We start from the raw sequence: 21678 nt of genomic DNA, 5'->3' as shown, positions 1-21678 counted from the left end.
TTTTCACCATTTGCAAGATCTGCTGTACGAGTACCTGAATTTAAAACATTATCAACAGCCTTTTCGATTGCTTTTGCTTCTTCCTCTAATCCAAATGATTGACGCAGCAGCATTGCAGCAGAAAGAATGGTTGCGACAGGATTTGCTAAGCCTTTGCCAGCAATGTCAGGTGCTGAACCATGAACAGGTTCATATAAATGTAAACCTGATGATGATAAACTTGCTGAAGATAACATTCCAAGTGACCCTGTGATCATTGATGCTTCATCACTTAAAATATCACCAAACATATTTTCTGTTACAATAACATCAAATTGTCTAGGTGATCTGATAATCTGCATAGCTGCGTTATCAACAAGCATATGCTCAAGCGTCACATCCGGATATCTTGCAGACACCTCTTCAGCCACTTCTCTCCAAACTCTACTTGATTCAAGTACATTCGCTTTATCAACAGAAGTTACGTGCTTACGACGCTTCTGTGCAATCTCAAATGCAGAAACGAGAATTCTTTCGATTTCAGAACGTTTATAAAATAACGTATCAACAACAGCGTCTTCACCATCACGAACAATACGCTCACTTGGTTTACCAAAATACAATCCACCTGTTAGCTCTCGTACGATAACGAAGTCTACTCCACTAACATACTCCTTCTTTAAAGGGGAAGAATCTAATAGACTATCAAACGTAGTGATAGGGCGTAAATTCGCATATAAATCAAGTGCCTTACGTAGAGCTAACAGCCCACGCTCCGGTCTTAATTCTACAGGATTTTGATCCCATTTAGGTCCTCCAACAGCCCCTAAAATAATGGCGTCAGATTTCTTACAAGCTTCAATTGTTTCTTCAGGCAATGGAGTGCCTTTTTGATCAATAGCGTCACCACCGATTAATCCATAGTTGAATTGAAATTGATGGTTAAAATGTTCTGCAATTGCTTTTAAAATTTCTACTGTTACATCAACAACTTCTTTACCTATTCCATCACCAGGTAATAATGCAATTGTTTTCTTCATGACTATCCCCCTTCTCTTTAAGGTTTTAATTTAGTAGACTTGCTTCTAATTGAGGAATTTCCGCTAGCAGAGAAATGCGATTAACAGCATTGATATAAGCTTTCGCCGATGCTTCTAAAACATCGTGTGCCATTCCTCTTCCACTAGCTTCAGATTCTCCAACTCTTATTTTTACATATACTTGAGCTAGCGCGTCTCTTCCACCACTATTAGATTGAATGCGGTAGTCAATTAGGGTAATAGACTGGCCGACACATCTTTCTAACGTGTTATAAATTGCTTCAACACTACCAGCTCCAGTAGCCGCTTCTTGAATTAACTCATTATCCTGGTTTAGAAGTGTAATGGTTGCCGTAGGAATTTGAGCTGTTCCATATTGAACCTGTAAAGATTTAAGTTCAAAGGCTGCTTCCTTGTTAGCCACTTTCTCTTCAATAAGCAGTGCTTTTAAATCATCATCAGTGATTTCTTTCTTCTTCTCAGTTAACTCTTTAAAAGCAACAAATAATTTACTTACTTCTTCATCTGAGATCTCAAAGCCTAGTTCCTGTAGTCTGTTTTTAAATGCATGACGACCTGAATGTTTCCCTAATACCATTGAATTAGTAGAAACACCTACAAGTTCTGGTGAGATAATCTCATAAGTTGTTTTTTCTTTAAGAACACCATCCTGGTGAATACCGGATTCGTGAGCAAATGCATTTCTCCCTACTACCGCTTTGTTTCCAGGAACAACCATACCAGTTAAGCTACTTATTAAATCACTCGTACGCTTTGTTTCCTTCAAATATAAACCTGTTTTTGCTTTATAGTAATCACTTCTTATATGAAGGGCAACAGCAACTTCTTCTAGTGCTGCATTTCCTGCTCTTTCCCCAATTCCATTTACTGTTCCTTCAATCTGACCAGCACCATGTTCTATAGCTGATAAGGAATTAGCAACTGCCATGCCTAAATCATCATGGCAGTGTGCTGATAGAATGACATTGTCAATCCCCTTAACGTTTTCACGAAGGTAAGTGAAAATTTCTCCGTATTCTTTTGGAGTAATATAACCAACCGTATCTGGAATGTTAATAACCTGTGCACCAGCTTCAATCACCTTTTCAACGATCTCAGCCAGGTACGGCAATTCAGTGCGGCAAGCGTCCTCTGCAGACCATTGAATAATCGGGAAAAATTGTGCAGCATATTGTACAGATTCAACAGCTGTTTGAATCACCTGCTCTTTTGTTTTCTTGAGCTTAAATTCTCTATGAATTGGAGAAGTAGCTAAGAAAACATGTAGTCTAGGTTCTTCAGCATATTTTAATGCTTCCCATGCTGCATCAATATCCCCTTTTACAGATCGAGCAAGGCCAGTTACTGAACTGTTCTTCACTGTTTTTGCAATTTCTTGAACTGCTAATAAATCACCTTTTGATGTAGCAGGAAAACCTGCCTCAATAACGTCCATTCCGAGTTTTTCTAGCTGTTTAGCAATCTCTAGTTTTTCTTTTACATTAAGATTTACACCAGGAGATTGTTCACCATCACGGAGCGTTGTATCAAATAGGTTAATTTTTCGCACTCACACTCACCGCTTCTTTCTGTTTTTGTTTAGATTTTACAAACGGCATCATTGCACGTAGCTTTTTACCAACAACTTCGATTTGATGTTCATTTTCATTATTATTAATAGCATTGAATTGTGGGCGATTTGCTTGGTTTTCTAAGATCCATTCTTTTGCAAATTTACCAGTTTGGATGTCTTTAAGAACTTCTTTCATTGCTTCTTTCGAACGACCATCAACTACACGTGGTCCTGAAACGAAGTCACCCCATTGAGCAGTATCAGAAATTGAATATCTCATACCAGCCATTCCATCTTCATACATTAAGTCTACGATTAATTTAAGCTCGTGTAAGCACTCAAAGTATGCAACTTCTGGTTGATATCCCGCTTCTACTAATGTTTCAAAACCAGCTTTTACTAGAGAAGTTAAACCTCCACATAAAACAGCTTGCTCACCGAATAAGTCAGTTTCTGTTTCTTCTTTGAATGTAGTTTCTAATACACCCGCACGAGCAGATCCAACACCTTTAGCATAAGCTAATGCTTTTTCTTTAGCTGAACCAGAAACATCTTGATAGATTGCGAATAATGCAGGAACACCAGCACCTTCTTCATAAGTTCTTCTTACTAAGTGACCAGGACCTTTTGGTGCAACTAAGAATACATCAACATCAGCAGGTGGTACGATTTGGCTGAAGTGTACGTTAAAACCGTGTGCAAATACTAAAGAATTTCCTGCTTCTAAACCTGGCTTAATTTCTTCTTCATATACTTTCGCTTGTTGCTCATCTGGAAGTAATACCATTACTAAGTCACCTAATTGTGCTGCTTCAGCAACTGATACTACGTGATGTCCATCTTCAACTGCTTTATTGAAAGAACCACCTTGACGAACACCTACTACTACGTCAACTCCGCTTTCTTTTAAGTTCAATGCATGTGCATGACCTTGTGAACCATATCCGATGATAGCTACCTTTTTCCCTTGTAATACTGCCTCGTTAATGTCTCCGTTATAATATACTGTTGTCATGTATAATCTCTCCTTCAAATGATTTTTTGAATAAATTTGATCTATTGCTATATATGAATCTTTTTAACCTGCACCTTGCAGGCAAGATTACAAACGATTTAAACAATTGAGATTGGAACTTCTTTTGTCGTACGTTGTGTACCACGAGTAAAAGCTGTAGTTCCAGTTCTAGCAATTTCTTTAATTCCATATGGTTTTAACAAATCAATCAACACTTCAATTTTCTCAGGCTCACCCGTTACTTGAACAACCACACTTTCACGGCTAACATCAATAACAGTTGCTCTGAATGGCTGAATTAACCCTTGAAGCTCCATTCTAGTCGCTGGAGTTGACATGACTTTTATTAAGGCAAGCTCCCTAGATACAATTGATTGAGATGTGATATCAACAACTTTCAAAACATCGATCTGTTTATTTAGTTGCTTTGTAATTTGTTCTACTTCTTTTTCTTCTTGAGCATTTACAACAACTGTCATACGGGAAACCCCTTCGGTTTCAGCATGACCAACCGTGATACTTTCAATGTTGTAATGCCTTTTTGTAAATAATCCAGTAATTCTATTTAAAACCCCTGTTTGGTTTAATACTGTTAATGAGAGGATTCTTTTCATAGCTTAACACCTACCATTTCATGCAAGCCTTTCCCAGGCGCAACCATTGGGTACACATTCTCATCTTTTGCAACATGAATATCAAGTAATACTGGTTCATCAGACAAGATGGCCTCTTTTAATTTTTCTTCCCATCCATCTTCCTGAACAATTCGTACACCGTTCATTCCATATGCCTCTGAAAGCTTTACAAAATCAGGCTGAGAAACGAATTTCGAATGAGAATATCTTTCTTCATAGAAAATTTCTTGCCACTGTCTTACCATTCCTAAAGCACCATTATTTAAGATTACAACTTTAATTGGTAAGTTTAACTCATGGATAACTGATAATTCTTGAAGAGTCATTTGGAATCCACCGTCACCAAGTACAGCAACAACTGTTGATTCTCGATCAGCAAGTTGTGCACCAATCGCTGAAGGTAAACCAAAGCCCATTGTTCCAAGACCACCAGATGTTACCCATTTGTTAGGATTTTGAAAATTATAATACTGCGCAGCCCACATTTGATGCTGACCAACATCTGTTGTGACAATAGCCTCTCCGTTCGTCCACTTGTGAATAAGTTCTAAAATTTTCTGTGGCTTAAGGTCAGAGTCACTATCTTTATACATAAGTGGATATTCTTCTTTATTAGAAGATAGTTGTTCATTCCACTCATTGTTATCACCTTGTTTACCATCCTGCTTAATTAATTGTTCTAGAACTAGCTTTGCATCTCCTACAATTGGAATTTGAGTAGGAACATTTTTCCCAATTTCAGCAGGATCAATATCAATATGAGCTACCGTTGCATGTTTTGCAAAATGCTCTAAATTTCCTGTTACACGGTCATCAAATCTTGCTCCTACACTGATTAATAAGTCACAGTCATAAATCGCCATATTTGCAGTGTAAGTGCCATGCATTCCTGCCATCCCTAAAAACAATGGATGATCAGCAGGGAAACCTCCTAATCCTAGTAACGTATTAGCAACTGGGATTTGTTGTTGTTCAGCATATTTTTTTAACTCTTCAGATCCTTTAGCATGCAGAACACCTGCACCAGCTAAAATAACCGGTTTTTTTGCTCTACTAACTGCTTCTACTAATTTGCGAATCTGTAAATAATTAGGTTCACTTGTAGGCTGGTATCCTGGTAGATCTACAGGCATATCATAGCTAAATTCACCTTCTACAATTGCAATATCCTTAGGAATATCAATTAATACCGGGCCTGGTCTACCTGTTGTTGCAATATGAAATGCTTCTTTAATAATTCTTGGAAGTTCGCTTACTTCACGAACTTGGTAATTATGCTTTGTAATCGGTGTTGTGATTCCTAGTATATCCGCTTCTTGGAAGGCATCTGATCCAATAACTGATGATGCAACTTGACCCGTAAAAACAACTAATGGTAATGAGTCAATCATAGCGTCAGCTAAACCAGTTACTAAGTTCGTAGCACCAGGACCAGATGTCGCAATGACAACTCCAGGCTTACCAGAAACACGCGCATACCCTTCTGCTGCATGTATTCCACCTTGTTCATGACGAGTTAAAACATGGAATAAACCCGAATCATATAGACTATCATATATCGGTAAAACTGCCCCGCCAGGATAACCAAAAATAACTTCAACTTTCTCCTGCTTTAAAGCTTCAATAAGCATTTGAGACCCCGACATTGTGTTTGTACATTTGGCAGTTGAGTTGTTCAACTGTACATTTGTACTCATGTTCTTTCCTCCCTTATCTGGCCTTCAGCCATGTTTTTTTAAGAAAATTCCCTAAATTCAGCATATAAAAAACCTTCCCACCCCTCATAAGACTCCACAATTCTTTTGTGTGCCAAAGGGGCAAAAAGGTTAATAAACTTTTCGCGGTACCACCCTTCTTCATGGTCAAAATCAACCACCTTACGAACAGCATTCTGTTCACTTTGATAACGAGTACCGAAGAATGGGACTCGGTTAACCCTACTAAATTTCAGATTAACACTCAGAGGCGAGTTCATTTTTGGGAATATCACCGGCTTCCAGCTACCCCGGTTCTCTGTAGATACCTTACCAAAAACTACTTTTCCTCTTCACCGTTTTTACTATATGCATTTGTTTAGCTAACATGAAGACTTTGTGGGATATTTTCCACTTTTACGCCTTCTTCAACTACTTTCCTTCTAAAAGCTTCCAAAAGTTTTTTTGTTTCTTCACCAGGGACGCCTTCACCAATCGTACGTCCATCAACCTTTACGACGGCAATGACTTCTGCAGCCGTGCCAGTTAAGAAAACTTCATCAGCAGTATAAACATCATGTCGTGTAAATGGTTCCTCTCGAACTTCATAGCCTAATTCATTAGCTATATCAATGATGGCATTTCTTGTTATGCCCTCAAGAGCTCCAATATATCCAGGGGGAGTTAATAATTTCCCATTTTTTAAGATAAAGACATTATCAGCTGAACCTTCTGCTACATAGCCCTGATCATTTAACATCAACGCCTCACTAACATTGGCCAGATGTGCTTCAATCTTTACCAAAACATTGTTTAAATAATTAAGAGATTTGACTTTTGGACTTAATACATCAGGTCTGTTTCTTCTTGTGGCAACCGTTACAATATCAATTCCTGTTTCATATAAGTGTTTAGGAAAGATAGATAGCGGCTCAACAATAATGACCGTATTAGCCCGTTTACAGTTATAAGGATCAAGTCCTAAGTCACCAGTTCCTCTTGAGACTACTAATCGAATGTACGCATCGCTCAAACCGTTCTTACTAACAGTCTCAACGACTAATTCAGTTAGTTCCTCTTGAGAATAAGGAATTGTGAGCATAATAGACTTTGCTGATTGGTATAATCGATCCATATGTTCTTTCATTCGAAAGATATTTCCACTGTAAACTCGTATTCCTTCAAAAACTCCATCACCATATAAAAATCCGTGATCATAAACTGATATTTTTGCATCTTCTTTCTTTACAAAATCATCATTAAGAAAGATCCACTGGTCACCCATAAGAGCACGCCTTTCTTTTAAAAAGTCCAAAAATTAGATCACTGAACATTATGTTTGTAAAGGAAAAATGATAAATAAATTCGAATTTTCTATACTTTTTCAAATGTTCGTGTAACTTTTATTTGAACTTATATTACGCTCAATAAATCCAAGTGTCAACAGTGTTTCTTGAATTATTTGATAATTTAGATTACTTAAATAATTTGTATACGCTTACATTGTTGGTATAAGTGGAAAGGCTATTTTAAAAAAATTTAAAACTTTTTTTAAAATCCGCAAATGTGGAGTTGGAATAAAGGAAATAATTGCATGCTTTTTTGGGGGTGTTTTGAATGGGTATCTCTGTTTTACTTCTAATCAAATATTACAATGGATCCTAATTGAAGAAAACAAACACGTTAGCTAATCTTACAAACTTTTTTTTAATGAGTAGAAATAGGGTCACAAAACATTAAAAAACCTTCCATTATCTAATTAATGAAAGGTTGTATGTATTAGTTATGGCGTCCCAGGAGAGATTCGAACTCCCGACCGACGGCTTAGAAGGCCGTTGCTCTATCCTGCTGAGCTACTGGGACATAGATATAAAATAGTATAAAGTTTACTTGTTCTAAAGTCGTAATGTCGTCCCGATTTCAGAAAGTTTATTCAAGGAGCGGCTCAATCGGTACGCTGTAGCATATTCATTGGAGGATAATCAATCGTGCTCTATCCTGCTGAGCTACTGGGACATTATTTTGTAAAGCCGATTAATCATCAGCGACATATATTATTATATTTCCCGACACAGCAAATGTCAACATAAAAAATAACTTTTTTTAGATAGAGGGAGTTAACCTCCCTCAAACATTTATTTAAGTGTAAAGCTCTTAGAGAGTTCCGGAAATTCCTGGCCATTTACTTCATAAAACGTTACATTTGCTATGTTATTTTCAAGCTCTAGTATAGCATACGTTTTTTGTTTTCGCATCACAGGAAGTCTTATGCTGCCAGGATTAATTAATAATACATCATCAATCATTTCTGCGTTTGCTATATGAGAATGTCCATAGCATGCGATTTTTGCGCTAGTCTCCATTGCCCTATACTTTAAGCTCATAAGTGTCATTTTAACATTATACAGGTGACCGTGTGTCATATACAGAGTAATGCCACTAAGATCCTCAATGATTTCATTCGGAAGATCTGACCCAAAATCACAATTCCCTTTTACACCTTTAAAAGAAATTAATTCCTTGCTATTAGATGATAGTTCAGAATCACCACAATGAAGCATCATATCTACTTCATCTTTATGTCTATTCTGTATTTCTAAAAGTTCCGTAGTCAATCCGTGACTATCACTTAAAATAAGTACCTTCATTTTTTCATTCGCCTCGATTATTGTTCATTTCAGAAGTCCTTGAATCTTTTTTAAAGCTTCTGCACGATGACTGATTTGGTTTTTTTCTTCTTTTGACAACTCCGCCATTGTTTTTGTAGTATTTTTCACCGTAAAAATCGGGTCATAGCCAAATCCGCCATCACCACTTGGCTCTTTCGCAATGTAGCCTTCACATTCCCCAACAACAGTTTGTGTTTTCTGTCCAGGTATAGACACTGCTAAAGCACAAATAAACCTAGCTGTGCGTTCTTCCTCGCTTTGAACACTTTTTAATTTTTCAAGCACCTTGATCATATTCGCTTTATCATCTTTTTCAGGACCTGCATATCTCGCAGAATAAACACCTGGCTCTCCGTTCAAATAATCGACCGCTAATCCTGAATCATCTGCAATTGTTAATATATTATATTGCTCTGATACAGCCTCAGCCTTAAGAATTGCATTTTCTTCAAAGGTTTTACCCGTTTCTTCAACATCAACTGAATTTGGAAAATCTAAAAGAGACTGAACTTGATAACCTAGCGGGGCTAATATTGCTTCAAATTCTCTAACTTTTCCTTTATTTTTTGTGGCAATAATGATCTGTTTCAATTTGCTGCACCCTGTTTCTTTACATTTTCTTCAACTATGAGTGAAACATCTCCGAGTACTGCTTTTTGCTCTTCAATAAGCGCTTTAATTCCTATCTCAGATAAATCAAGCATACTATTTAATTCATGTCTGGTAAATGTTGCTTCTTCTCCAGTACCTTGTACCTCAACCAAATGACCACTTGATGTCATAATAACGTTCATGTCAACTAACGCACTTGAATCCTCTTTGTAGTCCAAGTCTAAAATTTCTCCATACTCTGAATCTATTCCAACAGATATAGCTGCTAGAAAATCTGTAATCGGTAATGTTTTTAGTTTGCCATTATTCATTAATTTTTCTAGAGCAATAACCATTGCTACAAATGCCCCAGTAATGGAAGCAGTTCGTGTACCACCATCTGCTTGAATAACATCACAGTCAACCCAGATTGTTCTTTCTCCAAGCTCATTTAGATTAACAACAGCACGTAACGCCCTTCCTATTAGGCGTTGAATTTCCATTGTTCGTCCAGTGATTTTTCCTTTAGAAGATTCTCTGATTGTTCGCTGCTCTGTTGCTCTAGGGAGCATTGAATACTCTGCAGTAATCCATCCTTTACCTTCTCCCCTCATAAAGGGTGGTACTCGATCTTCTATACTCGCATTACAAATTACCTTTGTGTCACCAACAGTTATTAAGACAGAACCTTCCGGGTGAATGATAAAATCCTTAACTATTTCTACTTTTCTTATCTGATTTCTTTCTCGGCCGTCATGTCTCAATTTTTTCCCTCCAATGAAAAGCTGCTTATTAAAATTGTAAGTCTGTTTTCTAATACTTTGTTGTCTTAATTCAGTCGAGCGTGCCAACACCGTCGTTCCATTGCACTCCAGACACTTGCTTTCCGCGGGGAGGAAGCCAAGCCTCCTCGGCTTTGCCTGCGGGGTCTTGGCCTTTCCTCTACCTCCCGCAGGAGTCAAGTGTCTTCCGCTCCATTTCACTTTAGTTTAAAAAATTATATTCAAAAGCAACGATGTATTCAAAAAAACAGGCTATGTAAACAAGAAATAAGAGGTAGCTTAAGTAAGCATACCTCTCTTTACCCATTATATAGTATATCAAAAACCTGATATTAAAAACTACCTGTATTCACTTTAGTTGGTCTTGTTACAGGCTCTGTTAACTTTTCTCCATTTTCATTGATTAGCTCTGATTTTCCATTAACTGTCACAGCCACACTTTCAATACCATCTTGCTCTGTTAATGTTAAAACCAATGCTTCAAGTACTTGAGAAGAAATAATTTTTTGTTCTTCATCAAGGCTTCCATAAATGGATTCATTGAAATCAAGTGTTACTTTTCCATTTTCGTACTTAGGAGCACTTAGAAGTTCAACACCTTCTTGGAAATCACTCATTAAACCTGTGGATGCAGACGGTCCTTCTGCAAGCTCATTTACTGCTGCAACAATTGGATCTTTTTCTTCATTGCTAATTCGCTTTGTAACAGGAACATAATATTGACTACCATCTGACTCTGCTAAATAATAAACAGTTAATGGATGACTGTCTGTAATATCAACTACATCACTTGAATCATGGTTAATACCATCTTCCCTGCTAACACCATCCTGTATTGGAGTACCGTTTACAGGCATCTCTTTCTGTTCATGACCGTTTACCCAAATCTTCACATTCTTAACTGAATCAAATTGCGTTAATGTCCACGTAATGGATTGAAGAATTTTAGCTTCATCTTCTTTTTTATAATTATTAAATTCCTTCGAAAAATCAGCAATGGCAGTACCATCTTCTGTTATATTTACTCCCAATACTTGTGTATCCTGTGGAAGTACAGCTCTAAATCCATTCGGTAGCATATTTGAGACAGGACCACCTTCAACTAAATACTCTAATGATTGTTTTGCAACACTGTCAGTTTTAGGTAGATTCATAGCATACGGAACAACAAATCCACTTTTGTCTATTAAGTAGAGCTGACTTGTTACTGATTCCTCTGCTTGATCACTCTTTACATCTTCCACACCATTTTCGGTTTCTACCTGTGCACCATCTTCCATAATATTCACATCTTGTGGTGGATCAATTTCTTTAGTAGCTTCTTCTGCATTGAACAAACCACAACCAGAAAGTAGCAATGATGATGCAATAACCGTGACTGCAATCTGTTTGTTGTATTTAGACATTAAAATCCCTCCAAAGGCAGTTTGTACTAATATGTATACGAGCTATTTCTCATTTTAGACCATTTTTTGTACAAACTTTTCAGAATGAGGATTTTGAGAGATAAATAGATATAATAAAAACACAGTGCATCACTGTGTTTTTATAATGTACGATGTTTCTGATTCATCTGATTTAATGTAATTGATTCTACATGTTTAACAGGTTGCTCGAACCATTTTGATGCAATTTTTTCGAACAACTGCTTTGGACCTGTTGTTAAAAAACGGTGATTCTTTTTACCTGAAAATAAATTGAGAGTTTTATTGAATGATAATATTGTACTAACCTCTCGGGCGGTTTCATCTCCAGAACAGATTATTTTCACGGCTTGTCCCATGTACTCTTCAATTTGCGATTGCAAAATGGGATAATGTGTACACCCTAAAATTAACGTATCGATTTTACTACCCTTAAAAGCTGAAAGAGAATCATTAACAATCTTTTGAGCCTCTTCCCCTTCAAATTCTCCACTTTCTACTAACGGAACAAATTTAGGGCAAGCAAGACTCTCAACAATTAGCTGATTATTTAATGTTTTTAATGCTGTTTCATATGCAGCACTTTGAATGGTATTAATTGTACCGATAACCCCGATATGATCATTTTTTGTTACTTTTACAGCTGTTCTTGCCCCTGGAAAAATAACACCTATTACGGGAATATCCACGTTTTCTTGAATTTCCTCTAGAGCAATGGCTGTTGCTGTATTACAAGCAATAACCAGCATTTTTATATGGTGGTTTTCTAACAGATAATTTGTCATTTCCCAGGTAAACCTGCGTACTTCTTCAGCCGGTCTTGGTCCATATGGACAACGTGCTGTATCACCTAAATAGATGATTTCTTCTTTTGGTAATTGTCTCATGATTTCTTTTGCGACAGTTAACCCACCTACGCCAGAATCAATGACACCGATTGGTCTTTTCAAATCATCGCCTCATTCTTAACTCATTTCTTGTTGTAGTTTTATTAACGATTTTTCAAGTATTACTAATTCTTCTTCTTCAAAGTTAACCAGCATATCTCTTAAATAATTTTGTCTTTTTTGAATAACTTCCTCAATAATCCGCTCGCCCTCTGCTAATAAGTGTATTCTTACAATTCTTCTGTCATGAGTATCTTTTACTCTGATAACCAATTGGTTCTTTTCCATACGATCCACTAAATCGGTTGTCGTACTACATGCTAAAAACATTTTATTAGAAAGCTCTCCAATTGTTAAGTCACCATTTTCCCATAACCATTGTAAGGCAACAAACTGAGGTGGTGTTATATGATAGTCATTTAAAATTTCTCGACCTTTTTGTTTAATAATTCCTGATATATGACGAAGTGCCTTTTCAAGATCAGATACAGTTTGTGTTTTATCAATTCCTTGATTTATGCTCAACTTTAACCCTCTCTAAACCATTATAATGTTATCTTTTTATATCAATGTTATTTTCCCTGTTTTTTTAATAAATTGCAAGTTACATATTTTTCAACAAATTCTATATATAAATTTAAAATCATTCTGTATAAAGTAATAACCGGCTCCCTTTATGAAAAGGATAGCCGGTATTGGTTAGAGCTCGAGTTCACCCATTCGAAGGAGCTCAACAACCGCTTGAGAGCGTCCCTTAACACCAAGCTTTTGCATCGCATTTGAGATATGATTTCGAACCGTTTTTTCACTTATAAAGAGCTCACTAGCAATCTCTTTCGTCGTTTTATCTTGAACTAACAATTCGAATACTTCTCTCTCTCTTTTCGTGAGTAGTGGCTTTGATTGAAACTCTTTCTCTTTCAAGTATTGTAACCCTCCTTGCTAAGGTGAGAGCTGATCTAACGGATGGGTATATATTTAGTCAACATATACTATGTGTAACCGAGGGGGACTGTGACAGATTCAGAACGGAAAAGATGTTTAACTGCGTCCATTTTATTAATTCTTTATTGTTTCATATGCTGTTAAACATTTTTTATCTTCTTCAGACCATGGAACACTCTTTCCTGTTCGTTGTGAGATCTGTACAATTGTTCCTCGGCCTACAAAAATACTCTCCCTATGATCGTTTACTCCTAAGTAATGCAAATCAACCGAAGATGTGCCTATACGGTTTATCTTGACAAAAAGATTTATCTTGTCATCAAAGTAAGCTTGATGTAAAAAATCACATTGCAAATCTGCAACAACAGGAATACTTTCGCCATTTGCTTGTAACCATTTCTGCATCATCCCAGTTTTTTTGAAGAATTCTATCCTTCCTTCTTCAAAGTATGTAAAAGGAGCCGTATTGTTCATATGTCCAAACATATCTGTTTCAGAAAATCGAATTTTTATTGGATGTGAAAAGCTAAAGCTCTCTTTATAAGCTGAATCAAAGCTTTCTATATACGGTATTTTCTTCATCATTCTCTTCCTTTCATTTGTCTATAAATAAAAAAGGAACTGACATGAAAGTCAGTCCCTTTTTACTGTTATCCTTGGTCACTACCAAAGAAATTACGGAATGATTGAAATGCTGTATCACGATTTAATGCTGCAATCGATGTTGTTAAAGGAATACCCTTTGGACAAGATTGCACACAGTTTTGTGAGTTACCACAGTTTGCTAATCCACCGTCTCCCATAATCGCTTCAAGACGCTCAGACTTATTCATTTCACCAGTAGGATGAGCATTGAATAAACGAACTTGTGATAGTGGAGCAGGACCAATGAAGTTTGATTTACTATTCACGTTAGGGCAAGCTTCTAAGCATACTCCACAAGTCATACATTTTGATAGCTCATAAGCCCATTGACGCTTTTTCTCTGGCATACGTGGTCCAGGACCTAAATCGTAAGTTCCATCAATCGGAATCCAAGCCTTAACTTTTTTAAGTGAGTCAAACATACGTTTACGATCAACCTGTAAATCGCGAACAACCGGGAACGTACGCATTGGTTCAAGTCTAATCGGTTGTTCAAGCTGATCAACTAGAGCTGTACAAGATTGTCGAGGCTTTCCATTGATCACCATTGAACACGCACCACATACTTCTTCTAAACAGTTCATATCCCAGTTAATTGGCGTTGTTTGTTTCCCCTCAACATTTACTGGATTACGTCGAATTTCCATTAACGCCGATATAACATTCATATTCGGGCGATAAGGTATTTCGAACTTTTCCTGATAAGGGGCTGCTTCTGGTGATTCTTGTCGGGTAATAATAAACTGAACTACTCTATTTTCACTCATTAGTTATCCCCCTTTTTGCTTTTAGAATAATCACGTTTACGTGGTTTAATTAATGATACATCCACATCTTCATAGTGGAATTTAGGGGCAGTACGGTCACCTGCATATGTTGCCATCGTTGTTTTTAAGAATTCCTCGTCATTTCGATCTGGGAATTCAGGTTTATAATGTGCTCCACGACTTTCATTACGGTTGTAAGCACCTAATGTTACAACACGTGATAACTGAAGCATATTCTTTAACTGACGTGTAAACGCAGCACCTTGGTTACTCCATTTAGCAGTATCATTAATATTGATGTTATCAAAACGTTCAATAAGTTCCTGAATCTTCTCATCTGTTTTTAGAAGCTTATCATTATGTCTTACAACGGTAACGTTATCTGTCATCCATTCTCCTAATTCCTTATGAAGAACATAAGCATTTTCAGTACCATCTAAGCTCATGATATTATTCCATTTATCTTCTTCCTGTTTTACATGACTCTCAAACACACTAGAAGAAAGATCTTCAGCACTCTTCTCAAGTCCATTAATGTACTTAACAGCATTAGGACCCGCTACCATACCACCATAGATTGCAGAAAGTAATGAGTTTGCACCAAGACGGTTTGCACCGTGCATAGAGTAATCACACTCACCTGCTGCAAATAAACCTGGGATATTCGTCATTTGGTCATAATCAACCCATAATCCACCCATTGAATAATGAACTGCAGGGAAGATTTTCATTGGAACTTTACGTGGATCATCACCCATGAATTTTTCATAGATTTCAATAATACCACCTAGTTTAATATCAAGTTCTTTTGGATCTTTGTGTGATAAATCAAGGTAAACCATGTTTTCACCATTGATTCCAAGCTTTTGCTCTACGCAAACATCAAAGATTTCACGTGTTGCAATATCACGAGGTACAAGGTTTCCATAAGCTGGATACTTTTCTTCAAGGAAGTACCAAGGTTTCCCATCTTTATATGTCCAAACTCGTCCACCTTCCCCACGAGCAGATTCACTCATTAGGCGAAGTTTATCATCTCCTGGAATTGCGGTCGGGTGAATTTGAATAAATTCTCCATTTGCATAATGAACACCTTGCTGATAAACAATCGATGCTGCAGATCCAGTATTGATAACCGAGTTAGTTGATTTCCCGAAAATAATTCCTGGGCCACCAGTTGCCATAATCACAGCATCTGCCCGGAACGATTCAATTTGCATAGATGTTAAGTTTTGTGCAGTAACCCCACGACAAACTCGATCATCATCAATAACCGCACCTAAGAATTCCCATCCTTCATATTTTGTTACAAGACCCGCTACCTCATGACGTCTTACTTGCTCATCTAAAGCATATAGTAACTGTTGACCAGTCGTTGCTCCAGCAAAAGCTGTACGGTGGTGTTGTGTACCACCAAAACGTCTGAAATCTAGTAATCCTTCTGGAGTACGGTTGAACATTACACCCATTCGGTCTAATAAGTGTATAATTCCAGGTGCTGCTTCAGCCATTGCTTTAACAGGTGGTTGATTTGCTAAGAAATCCCCACCATAAACAGTGTCATCAAAATGCTCCCAAGGTGAATCACCTTCACCTTTTGTATTTACAGCCCCGTTAATCCCACCCTGTGCACACACTGAGTGCGATCTTTTAACAGGTACTAATGAAAATAAATCTACTTGAACGCCGGCTTCAGCAGCTTTTATAGTAGCCATTAAACCAGCTAAACCGCCTCCGACAACGATAATTTTACTTTTACTCATTAAGCCCACTCCCTTTAATAGCTATTGCTGGATTAGACGAATGCAAAGATTGCTCGAACACCCACGTATGATAACGCTAAGAAGATACCGAGCGTGACATAAGTAGAGATTACTTGTGAGCGAGGAGTAACTGTGATTCCCCAACTAACTCCAAATGACCATAAACCATTAGCAAAATGGAACACGGTTGAAATAACACCAATTAAGTAGAATACAAGCATAAAAGGACTACTTAAGATAGAAGCCATCATGTCATAGTTTACTTCTGCTCCAAGCGCAGCAGCAATTCTCGTTTCCCATACATGCCAAGCGATAAAAATAAAGGTAATAATTCCTGTTACACGCTGTAGCATGAATAACCAATTTCGAAGATAACCATAGTTACTTACATTGTTTTTTGCTGTAAATGCAATATAAACTCCGTAAATCGCATGGTATAAAAGTGGAAGGAAAATAATTACAATCTCAAGCACATACCTAAATGGCAACATTTCCATAAAGTGTGCTGCATTGTTAAATGCTTCTGCACCTCTTGTGGCAAAATGGTTGACGATTAGATGCTGAATCAAAAAGATCCCTACCGGAATTACTCCAAGTAATGAGTGCAGTCTACGATTAATAAACTCTCGGTTTCCAGCCATAAAACTTACCCCCTAGTATCAATAATGCGCTCACTTTTTTAAAACTAATTTGTTTCCTAATAAAGTTTACCAAATGTAATAGTGGTCTACATTACAGTCAGTAAAATTTACGAATATAAACTAGCAGTCTAGTAATCTTTCATGCTAGTTTAAAAGTAGGTAAATGCAACAAGTACATTTTACTCCCTTAAAGAAAGAGCGTCAAGAAAACGTGTTCATAAATTATAATTTTTCGACAAATACTAATTACATGTAATTTTATTTTATCAGTATACCTTATTTTAAAACAACCTACTTTAGCATCCTATTCTGGAAATTTCAGACTCATTACTAGTTCTAACTTACGTCGTTCATAATTTTCCTTAATATTTCATGTTTTTCACCTTGGATGTTGATATATAATATGAAATAGAAAGAGGGGAATACCGTGAACAAACAATCCGCAAGACTTGATAAGGACAAATTAGAAAATATCCAAATGCCTGCATTTGGACTGGAACTACTCAGGGAAGTTTTAATCCCTGATATTCTCGGCCAAGACTACCAGCAAATGCTCTATTGGGCAGGTAAAGGGTTAGCACGAAAATATCCTGTATCCTCTATTGAAGAACTCTCTGATTTTTTTCAAGCAGCAGGATGGGGACAGCTTACTTTGCTACATAATAAAAAAAATGAAATGGAATTTGAGCTGAGTGGAGAACTAATTTCCATTCGTTTTTCTAAAAGTAATGAATATACGTTTCAGTTAGAAGCAGGATTTATAGCTGAACAACTTCAGATGATGAACAAGCATATAACTGAGACATATGAGCAACTAAAGAAGCGCGCAAACAAAGTTGTGTTTACTGTAAAGTGGGATAGCAAAGACATTCTTGATGATGCACCGTTAGGTAAAAGAAGCCAAAGATGATTAATAATAGAATAAGAGGGGCAATCTCCCCTCTTTATTCTGAATTACACGGTTGCAGCAGGTTTTGAGAGCTCAAACGCATTGTGCAACGTATCAACAGCAGATACCATATGCGCTTGAGAAATAACCGTTGAAACTTTAATTTCAGATGTACTAACCATCTTCACTTCTATACCTTGTTTTGCTAATACATCAAACATCTCTGCAGCTACACCAGGGTTTGAAACCATTCCTGAACCTACAATAGAGACTTTTGCCAATCCGGATTCAGATTCAACGCGTTCATAACCTAACTCTTCTTTATACTGCTCCAATACACGAATAGTATCTTCAAGATCACTTGTTTTAACTGAAAAAGAAATAGAAGTTTTGTTATCAGTTGTTGTATTCTGAATAATAATGTCCACATTTAGCCCATTTTTCGCTAATGTTGAAAAAATAGTTGATAATGTTGTTAATTCATTAGGCAACCCTAACACTGATACTCTTGTTACTTGATCTTCAAATGCAATTCCTCTAACAATTAAGTTTTGTTCCATTTCCGCTTCCTCCTCAATAATTGTGCCCCGCTCATTTTCCATACTAGAACGAACCTCTAATGGGATGTTATAATTTTTCGCAAACTCTACTGCTCTTGGATGCAAAACACCAGCTCCTAAATTTGCTAATTCTAACATTTCATCGTATGATATCGATTCTAGTTTTCTTGCTTCCTTTACAAATCGAGGGTCTGTTGTAAAGACTCCAGTAACGTCAGTGTAAATGTCACACTTGTCTGCTTTCAGTGCTGCAGCTATGGCTACTGCTGTCGTATCAGATCCACCTCTACCTAATGTAGTAATCTGACCTTCTACCGCTACCCCTTGGAATCCGGCAACAACGACAACTTTTCCCTTCTCTAGCTCTTTATTAATTTTTTGAGGATTTATATTCGTAATTCTTGCATTTCCATGTGTTGACTCCGTTTCAATCCCTGCCTGCCAGCCAGTAAATGAAATGGCATCATACCCTTTTTCTATTAGGGCCATTGATAGAAGGGAAATGGTTATTTGCTCACCAGTTGTAAGAAGCATATCCATTTCACGCTTGCTCGGCTTAGAAGTGAGTTGCCCTGCTAAATCAACAAGCTGATCAGTCGATTTTCCCATTGCAGAAACAACAACAACCACATCGTTACCTGCATCTTTTTCTTGTATAACACGATTCGCAACATTTTGAATTCTTTCTACTGAACCCACTGACGTTCCGCCGAATTTTTGAACAATAATACCCAATGATATCTCACCTTCCATATTTGTTTTTCAATGATCGATCATTTGTTAGTAGATAAGAAATCACATTGCAGAACAACAAAAAAGCAATGGGCACATAAAATCCCATTGCTAACTAAACGAAAATTATATTCGCTTATACAATGAGATAGCTCTCCAAGAACATAGTGTTTCTTGACAATTTTACATCTCTTAAATGTAAAACCAGCGATAAAAGTAATGGAGCTTTTATCACTTCGGCAATCATTCCTTTCACTAGTTGTCATTGGAATCCACTTTCCTCAAACTAGTTACTATTAATGACCGCACCTCTACCATCATTTACAAACTAACGATCAATATCAAATTAATAAAATCTTATCAAACATTATAGAAAAGCGCAAGAGATTATTTGTTAAGGAAACATAATGGACTATCAGTTTCCATTTTCCTCTTTTAAATAATCCGTTATTTGCTTTGCTATATTTTCCGGCATACCAGCTTCTTTAAAATCTTCGAGACTTGCTTCCTTCATTTTTTTAACAGATCCAAAATGTTTTAAGAGCATCTTTTTTCTTTGTTCTCCAACACCTGGAATATCATCCAAAATAGATTGAAAGGCATTCTTTCCTCTAAGTTGACGATGAAAGGTGATCGCAAAACGGTGGACTTCATCCTGAATTCTTTGAAGCAGGTAAAATTCCTGGCTGTTTCTTTCTAGCTTTATAAATTCAGGTGGTGAACCTATTATGAGCTCAGAAGTTCGGTGTTTATCATCTTTCACCAATCCGGCTACAGGAATAGATAACCCTAACTCATTCTCTAGCACATCTTGAGCAGCTGCCAAATGCCCTTTTCCACCATCAATAATAATCAGGTCAGGTAATGCTAATTGTTCTTTTAAAACTCTTGTATAGCGTCTTCTGACAACTTCCCTCATAGACTCATAATCATCAGGACCTTTGACGCCTTTAATTTTATACTTACGATAATATTTTTTTGCCGGCTTTCCATCCTCAAACACAACCATTGCTGATACAGGGTCAGTTCCTTGTATGTTTGAATTATCAAATGCTTCAATTCGATGGGGAGTATGGATCCCTAATTTATCACCTAAATTTTCAACAGCCTTAATTGTTCTTTCTTCATCTCTTTCAATTAAAGAAAATTTCTCTTGAAGAGCAATCTTTGCATTTTTGTGAGCTAATAATATAAGGTCCTTCTTTTTACCACGCTTAGGCTGAAGTGTTGTTACGTCTAACAACTTTTCAACTAATTCAAATTCGATACTATCCGGAAGCAGGATTTCCTTTGGGATAAAGTGACTTGTTTTAGAATAAAATTGACCTAAAAACGTAAGAAACTCCTGTTCAGGACTATCATAGATTGGAAACATTGACACATCACGTTCAATTAATTTTCCTTGTCGGATAAAAAAGACTTGTACACACATCCAACCCTTATCAAATGCATATCCAAACACATCACGATCAACAAAATCATTTAACGTCATCTTTTGTTTTTCCATCGTTGCTTCTATATGAAGAATTTGATCTCTAAGCTCTTTTGCCCGCTCAAATTCAAGCTCTTCTGAAGCCTTACTCATTTTTTCCGATAATTCATTCTTAATATTTTTGTATCCACCATTTAGAAACCTCGTAATTTCCTCTACCATTTGTCGATTTGTTTCTTCAGACACATCTTTTACGCACGGTGCTAAGCATTGACCCATATGGTAATAAAGACAAACACGATCAGGCAATGTCGAGCATTTTCTTAGCGGGTATAAACGATCTAGTAATTTTATCGTTTCACGCGCAGATTGAACGTTCGGATATGGCCCAAAGTACTTTCCTTTATCCTTTTTAACTTGTCTTGTTACAAGGAGTCTAGGGTGCCGTTCATTTGTAATTTTAATAAAAGGATATGTTTTATCATCCTTTAACATTACATTATACTTGGGATCATATTTTTTAATCAGATTTAATTCCAATATTAATGCTTCTAGATTAGAAGAGGTAATAATATATTCAAAGTCAACAATTTCATTAACTAAACGTAATGTTTTTCCATCATGTGAACCTGTAAAGTAAGAGCGAACGCGATTTTTCAGTACTTTTGCTTTCCCTACATAAATGACAGTTCCCTGTCGATCCTTCATGATATAACAACCCGGTTGATCAGGAAGAAGTGCAAGCTTTTCCTTAATATGTTCTTTCATAGCAGACACTCCTTTTTTATAATAGTAATTGACAATAAGATAGGCAGTAATTCCCCACTTTAATTCTGAATTAAAAAGGCGAATTACTGCCTATTTCATAATAGCTATAGACCATTTTATCATGTACACTTTCTTTCGTCCTTTGTTAATTTGTCGTATTCTATGAAATTCTTTCCTATCTTGCATTCATTGTAAAAAGGATTGACACAAGGTCAATCCTTTTTATAAACAGCATGATAAAAATCAA

At 36.7% G+C, this 21678-nt stretch carries 20 protein-coding genes, 1 tRNA gene, 1 riboswitch and 1 other annotated feature; of the genes, 1 reads left to right on the top strand and 20 read right to left on the bottom strand.

Features of this window, described 5'->3' with window-relative positions; translation table 11 throughout:
• The 18 genes from leuB to ACEWK1_RS22830 all read right to left on the bottom strand — a co-directional run.
• A partial coding sequence (gene leuB, locus ACEWK1_RS22915) for a 3-isopropylmalate dehydrogenase (RefSeq protein WP_416636694.1) occupies positions 1 to 1019 on the bottom strand: 1019 nt, incomplete at its 3' end.
• Positions 1020 to 1044: 25 nt separating this feature from the next.
• The gene (locus ACEWK1_RS22910; protein ID WP_212136867.1) at positions 1045 to 2589 is read right to left on the bottom strand and encodes a 2-isopropylmalate synthase; all 1545 of its coding nucleotides are present in this window, start codon (positions 2587 to 2589) and stop codon (positions 1045 to 1047) included.
• Complete coding sequence (gene ilvC / locus ACEWK1_RS22905; RefSeq protein WP_121663007.1) at positions 2576 to 3607, bottom strand: ketol-acid reductoisomerase; 1032 nt, start codon at positions 3605 to 3607, stop codon at positions 2576 to 2578. Before ilvC ends, ACEWK1_RS22910 begins: the two co-directional genes overlap by 14 nt.
• Positions 3608 to 3705: 98 nt before the next feature.
• Entirely contained in the window at positions 3706 to 4221 is a 516-nt protein-coding gene (gene ilvN, locus ACEWK1_RS22900) for an acetolactate synthase small subunit (protein WP_098795893.1), read from the bottom strand.
• Positions 4218 to 5939, bottom strand: a complete 1722-nt coding sequence (gene ilvB, locus ACEWK1_RS22895; protein ID WP_098795892.1) for an acetolactate synthase large subunit — start codon at positions 5937 to 5939, stop codon at positions 4218 to 4220. Before ilvB ends, ilvN begins: the two co-directional genes overlap by 4 nt.
• A 113-nt stretch (positions 5940 to 6052) precedes the next feature.
• Positions 6053 to 6302: a binding site (T-box leader), on the bottom strand.
• 13 nt (positions 6303 to 6315) lie between these two features.
• Positions 6316 to 7221: a branched-chain-amino-acid transaminase gene (ilvE, locus tag ACEWK1_RS22890; RefSeq protein ID WP_121663008.1), complete on the bottom strand. Its 906-nt coding sequence runs from the start codon at positions 7219 to 7221 to the stop codon at positions 6316 to 6318.
• Positions 7222 to 7722: 501 nt separating this feature from the next.
• A tRNA-Arg gene (locus ACEWK1_RS22885) sits at positions 7723 to 7799 on the bottom strand.
• Between the two features lie 272 nt (positions 7800 to 8071).
• Positions 8072 to 8584 carry a metallophosphoesterase family protein gene (locus tag ACEWK1_RS22880; protein ID WP_212136869.1) on the bottom strand — a complete coding sequence of 171 codons (513 nt, stop codon included), beginning with the start codon at positions 8582 to 8584 and terminating at the stop codon, positions 8072 to 8074.
• Positions 8585 to 8608: 24 nt separating this feature from the next.
• Positions 8609 to 9196, bottom strand: coding sequence for an XTP/dITP diphosphatase (locus ACEWK1_RS22875; protein ID WP_212136871.1), 588 nt, complete (start codon positions 9194 to 9196; stop codon positions 8609 to 8611).
• Positions 9193 to 9960 carry a ribonuclease PH gene (rph, locus tag ACEWK1_RS22870; protein WP_212136873.1) on the bottom strand — a complete coding sequence of 256 codons (768 nt, stop codon included), beginning with the start codon at positions 9958 to 9960 and terminating at the stop codon, positions 9193 to 9195. Before rph ends, ACEWK1_RS22875 begins: the two co-directional genes overlap by 4 nt.
• Positions 9961 to 10310: 350 nt before the next feature.
• Entirely contained in the window at positions 10311 to 11384 is a 1074-nt protein-coding gene (locus ACEWK1_RS22865; RefSeq protein WP_121663012.1) for a GerMN domain-containing protein, read from the bottom strand.
• 140 nt (positions 11385 to 11524) lie between these two features.
• Positions 11525 to 12352 (bottom strand): glutamate racemase, encoded by an 828-nt coding sequence (gene racE, locus ACEWK1_RS22860; protein WP_212136876.1) that lies wholly within the window; start codon positions 12350 to 12352, stop codon positions 11525 to 11527.
• Between the two features lie 15 nt (positions 12353 to 12367).
• Positions 12368 to 12808: a MarR family winged helix-turn-helix transcriptional regulator gene (locus ACEWK1_RS22855; protein WP_232273900.1), complete on the bottom strand. Its 441-nt coding sequence runs from the start codon at positions 12806 to 12808 to the stop codon at positions 12368 to 12370.
• A gap of 180 nt (positions 12809 to 12988) precedes the next feature.
• The gene (gerE, locus tag ACEWK1_RS22850; protein WP_003184172.1) at positions 12989 to 13213 is read right to left on the bottom strand and encodes a spore germination transcription factor GerE; all 225 of its coding nucleotides are present in this window, start codon (positions 13211 to 13213) and stop codon (positions 12989 to 12991) included.
• A gap of 135 nt (positions 13214 to 13348) precedes the next feature.
• Complete coding sequence (locus ACEWK1_RS22845; RefSeq protein WP_121663014.1) at positions 13349 to 13816, bottom strand: acyl-CoA thioesterase; 468 nt, start codon at positions 13814 to 13816, stop codon at positions 13349 to 13351.
• A gap of 68 nt (positions 13817 to 13884) precedes the next feature.
• Positions 13885 to 14646, bottom strand: a complete 762-nt coding sequence (gene sdhB, locus ACEWK1_RS22840; protein ID WP_098795884.1) for a succinate dehydrogenase iron-sulfur subunit — start codon at positions 14644 to 14646, stop codon at positions 13885 to 13887.
• The gene (sdhA, locus tag ACEWK1_RS22835; protein WP_121663015.1) at positions 14646 to 16409 is read right to left on the bottom strand and encodes a succinate dehydrogenase flavoprotein subunit; all 1764 of its coding nucleotides are present in this window, start codon (positions 16407 to 16409) and stop codon (positions 14646 to 14648) included. Before sdhA ends, sdhB begins: the two co-directional genes overlap by 1 nt.
• A 32-nt stretch (positions 16410 to 16441) precedes the next feature.
• Positions 16442 to 17050 (bottom strand): succinate dehydrogenase cytochrome b558 subunit, encoded by a 609-nt coding sequence (locus ACEWK1_RS22830; protein WP_098795882.1) that lies wholly within the window; start codon positions 17048 to 17050, stop codon positions 16442 to 16444.
• Between the two features lie 478 nt (positions 17051 to 17528).
• Here ACEWK1_RS22830 and ACEWK1_RS22825 point away from each other — a divergent pair, with 478 nt between their 5' ends.
• Positions 17529 to 17960 carry a YslB family protein gene (locus tag ACEWK1_RS22825; protein WP_098795934.1) on the top strand — a complete coding sequence of 144 codons (432 nt, stop codon included), beginning with the start codon at positions 17529 to 17531 and terminating at the stop codon, positions 17958 to 17960.
• A 44-nt stretch (positions 17961 to 18004) separates the two neighbouring features.
• On the opposite strand, the gene ACEWK1_RS22820 is transcribed toward ACEWK1_RS22825, so the two are convergent.
• On the bottom strand, positions 18005 to 19234 hold the full coding sequence (locus tag ACEWK1_RS22820) for an aspartate kinase (protein WP_212136878.1): 1230 nt from the start codon (positions 19232 to 19234) through the stop codon (positions 18005 to 18007).
• 138 nt (positions 19235 to 19372) lie between these two features.
• Positions 19373 to 19553: riboswitch (Lysine riboswitch) on the bottom strand.
• Positions 19554 to 19646: 93 nt separating this feature from the next.
• On the bottom strand, positions 19647 to 21431 hold the full coding sequence (gene uvrC / locus ACEWK1_RS22815; protein ID WP_212136880.1) for an excinuclease ABC subunit UvrC: 1785 nt from the start codon (positions 21429 to 21431) through the stop codon (positions 19647 to 19649).
• Positions 21432 to 21678 lie beyond the last annotated feature (247 nt).

Source organism: Metabacillus sp. YM-086, assembly GCF_048059995.1.
Taxonomy (GTDB): domain Bacteria; phylum Bacillota; class Bacilli; order Bacillales; family Bacillaceae; genus Metabacillus; species Metabacillus litoralis_B.
This window is presented reverse-complemented; position numbering and strand designations above follow the sequence as displayed.

Coding starts and splice junctions, on each gene's coding strand:
- ilvC (WP_121663007.1), bottom strand. CDS start 3,607: ATGACAACAGTATATTATAACGGAGACATTAACGAGGCAGTATTACAA.
- ilvN (WP_098795893.1), bottom strand. CDS start 4,221: ATGAAAAGAATCCTCTCATTAACAGTATTAAACCAAACAGGGGTTTTA.
- ilvB (WP_098795892.1), bottom strand. CDS start 5,939: ATGAGTACAAATGTACAGTTGAACAACTCAACTGCCAAATGTACAAAC.
- ilvE (WP_121663008.1), bottom strand. CDS start 7,221: ATGGGTGACCAGTGGATCTTTCTTAATGATGATTTTGTAAAGAAAGAA.
- ACEWK1_RS22880 (WP_212136869.1), bottom strand. CDS start 8,584: ATGAAGGTACTTATTTTAAGTGATAGTCACGGATTGACTACGGAACTT.
- ACEWK1_RS22865 (WP_121663012.1), bottom strand. CDS start 11,384: ATGTCTAAATACAACAAACAGATTGCAGTCACGGTTATTGCATCATCA.
- ACEWK1_RS22845 (WP_121663014.1), bottom strand. CDS start 13,816: ATGAAGAAAATACCGTATATAGAAAGCTTTGATTCAGCTTATAAAGAG.
- sdhB (WP_098795884.1), bottom strand. CDS start 14,646: ATGAGTGAAAATAGAGTAGTTCAGTTTATTATTACCCGACAAGAATCA.
- sdhA (WP_121663015.1), bottom strand. CDS start 16,409: ATGAGTAAAAGTAAAATTATCGTTGTCGGAGGCGGTTTAGCTGGTTTA.
- ACEWK1_RS22830 (WP_098795882.1), bottom strand. CDS start 17,050: ATGGCTGGAAACCGAGAGTTTATTAATCGTAGACTGCACTCATTACTT.
- ACEWK1_RS22825 (WP_098795934.1), top strand. CDS start 17,529: ATGCCTGCATTTGGACTGGAACTACTCAGGGAAGTTTTAATCCCTGAT.
- uvrC (WP_212136880.1), bottom strand. CDS start 21,431: ATGAAAGAACATATTAAGGAAAAGCTTGCACTTCTTCCTGATCAACCG.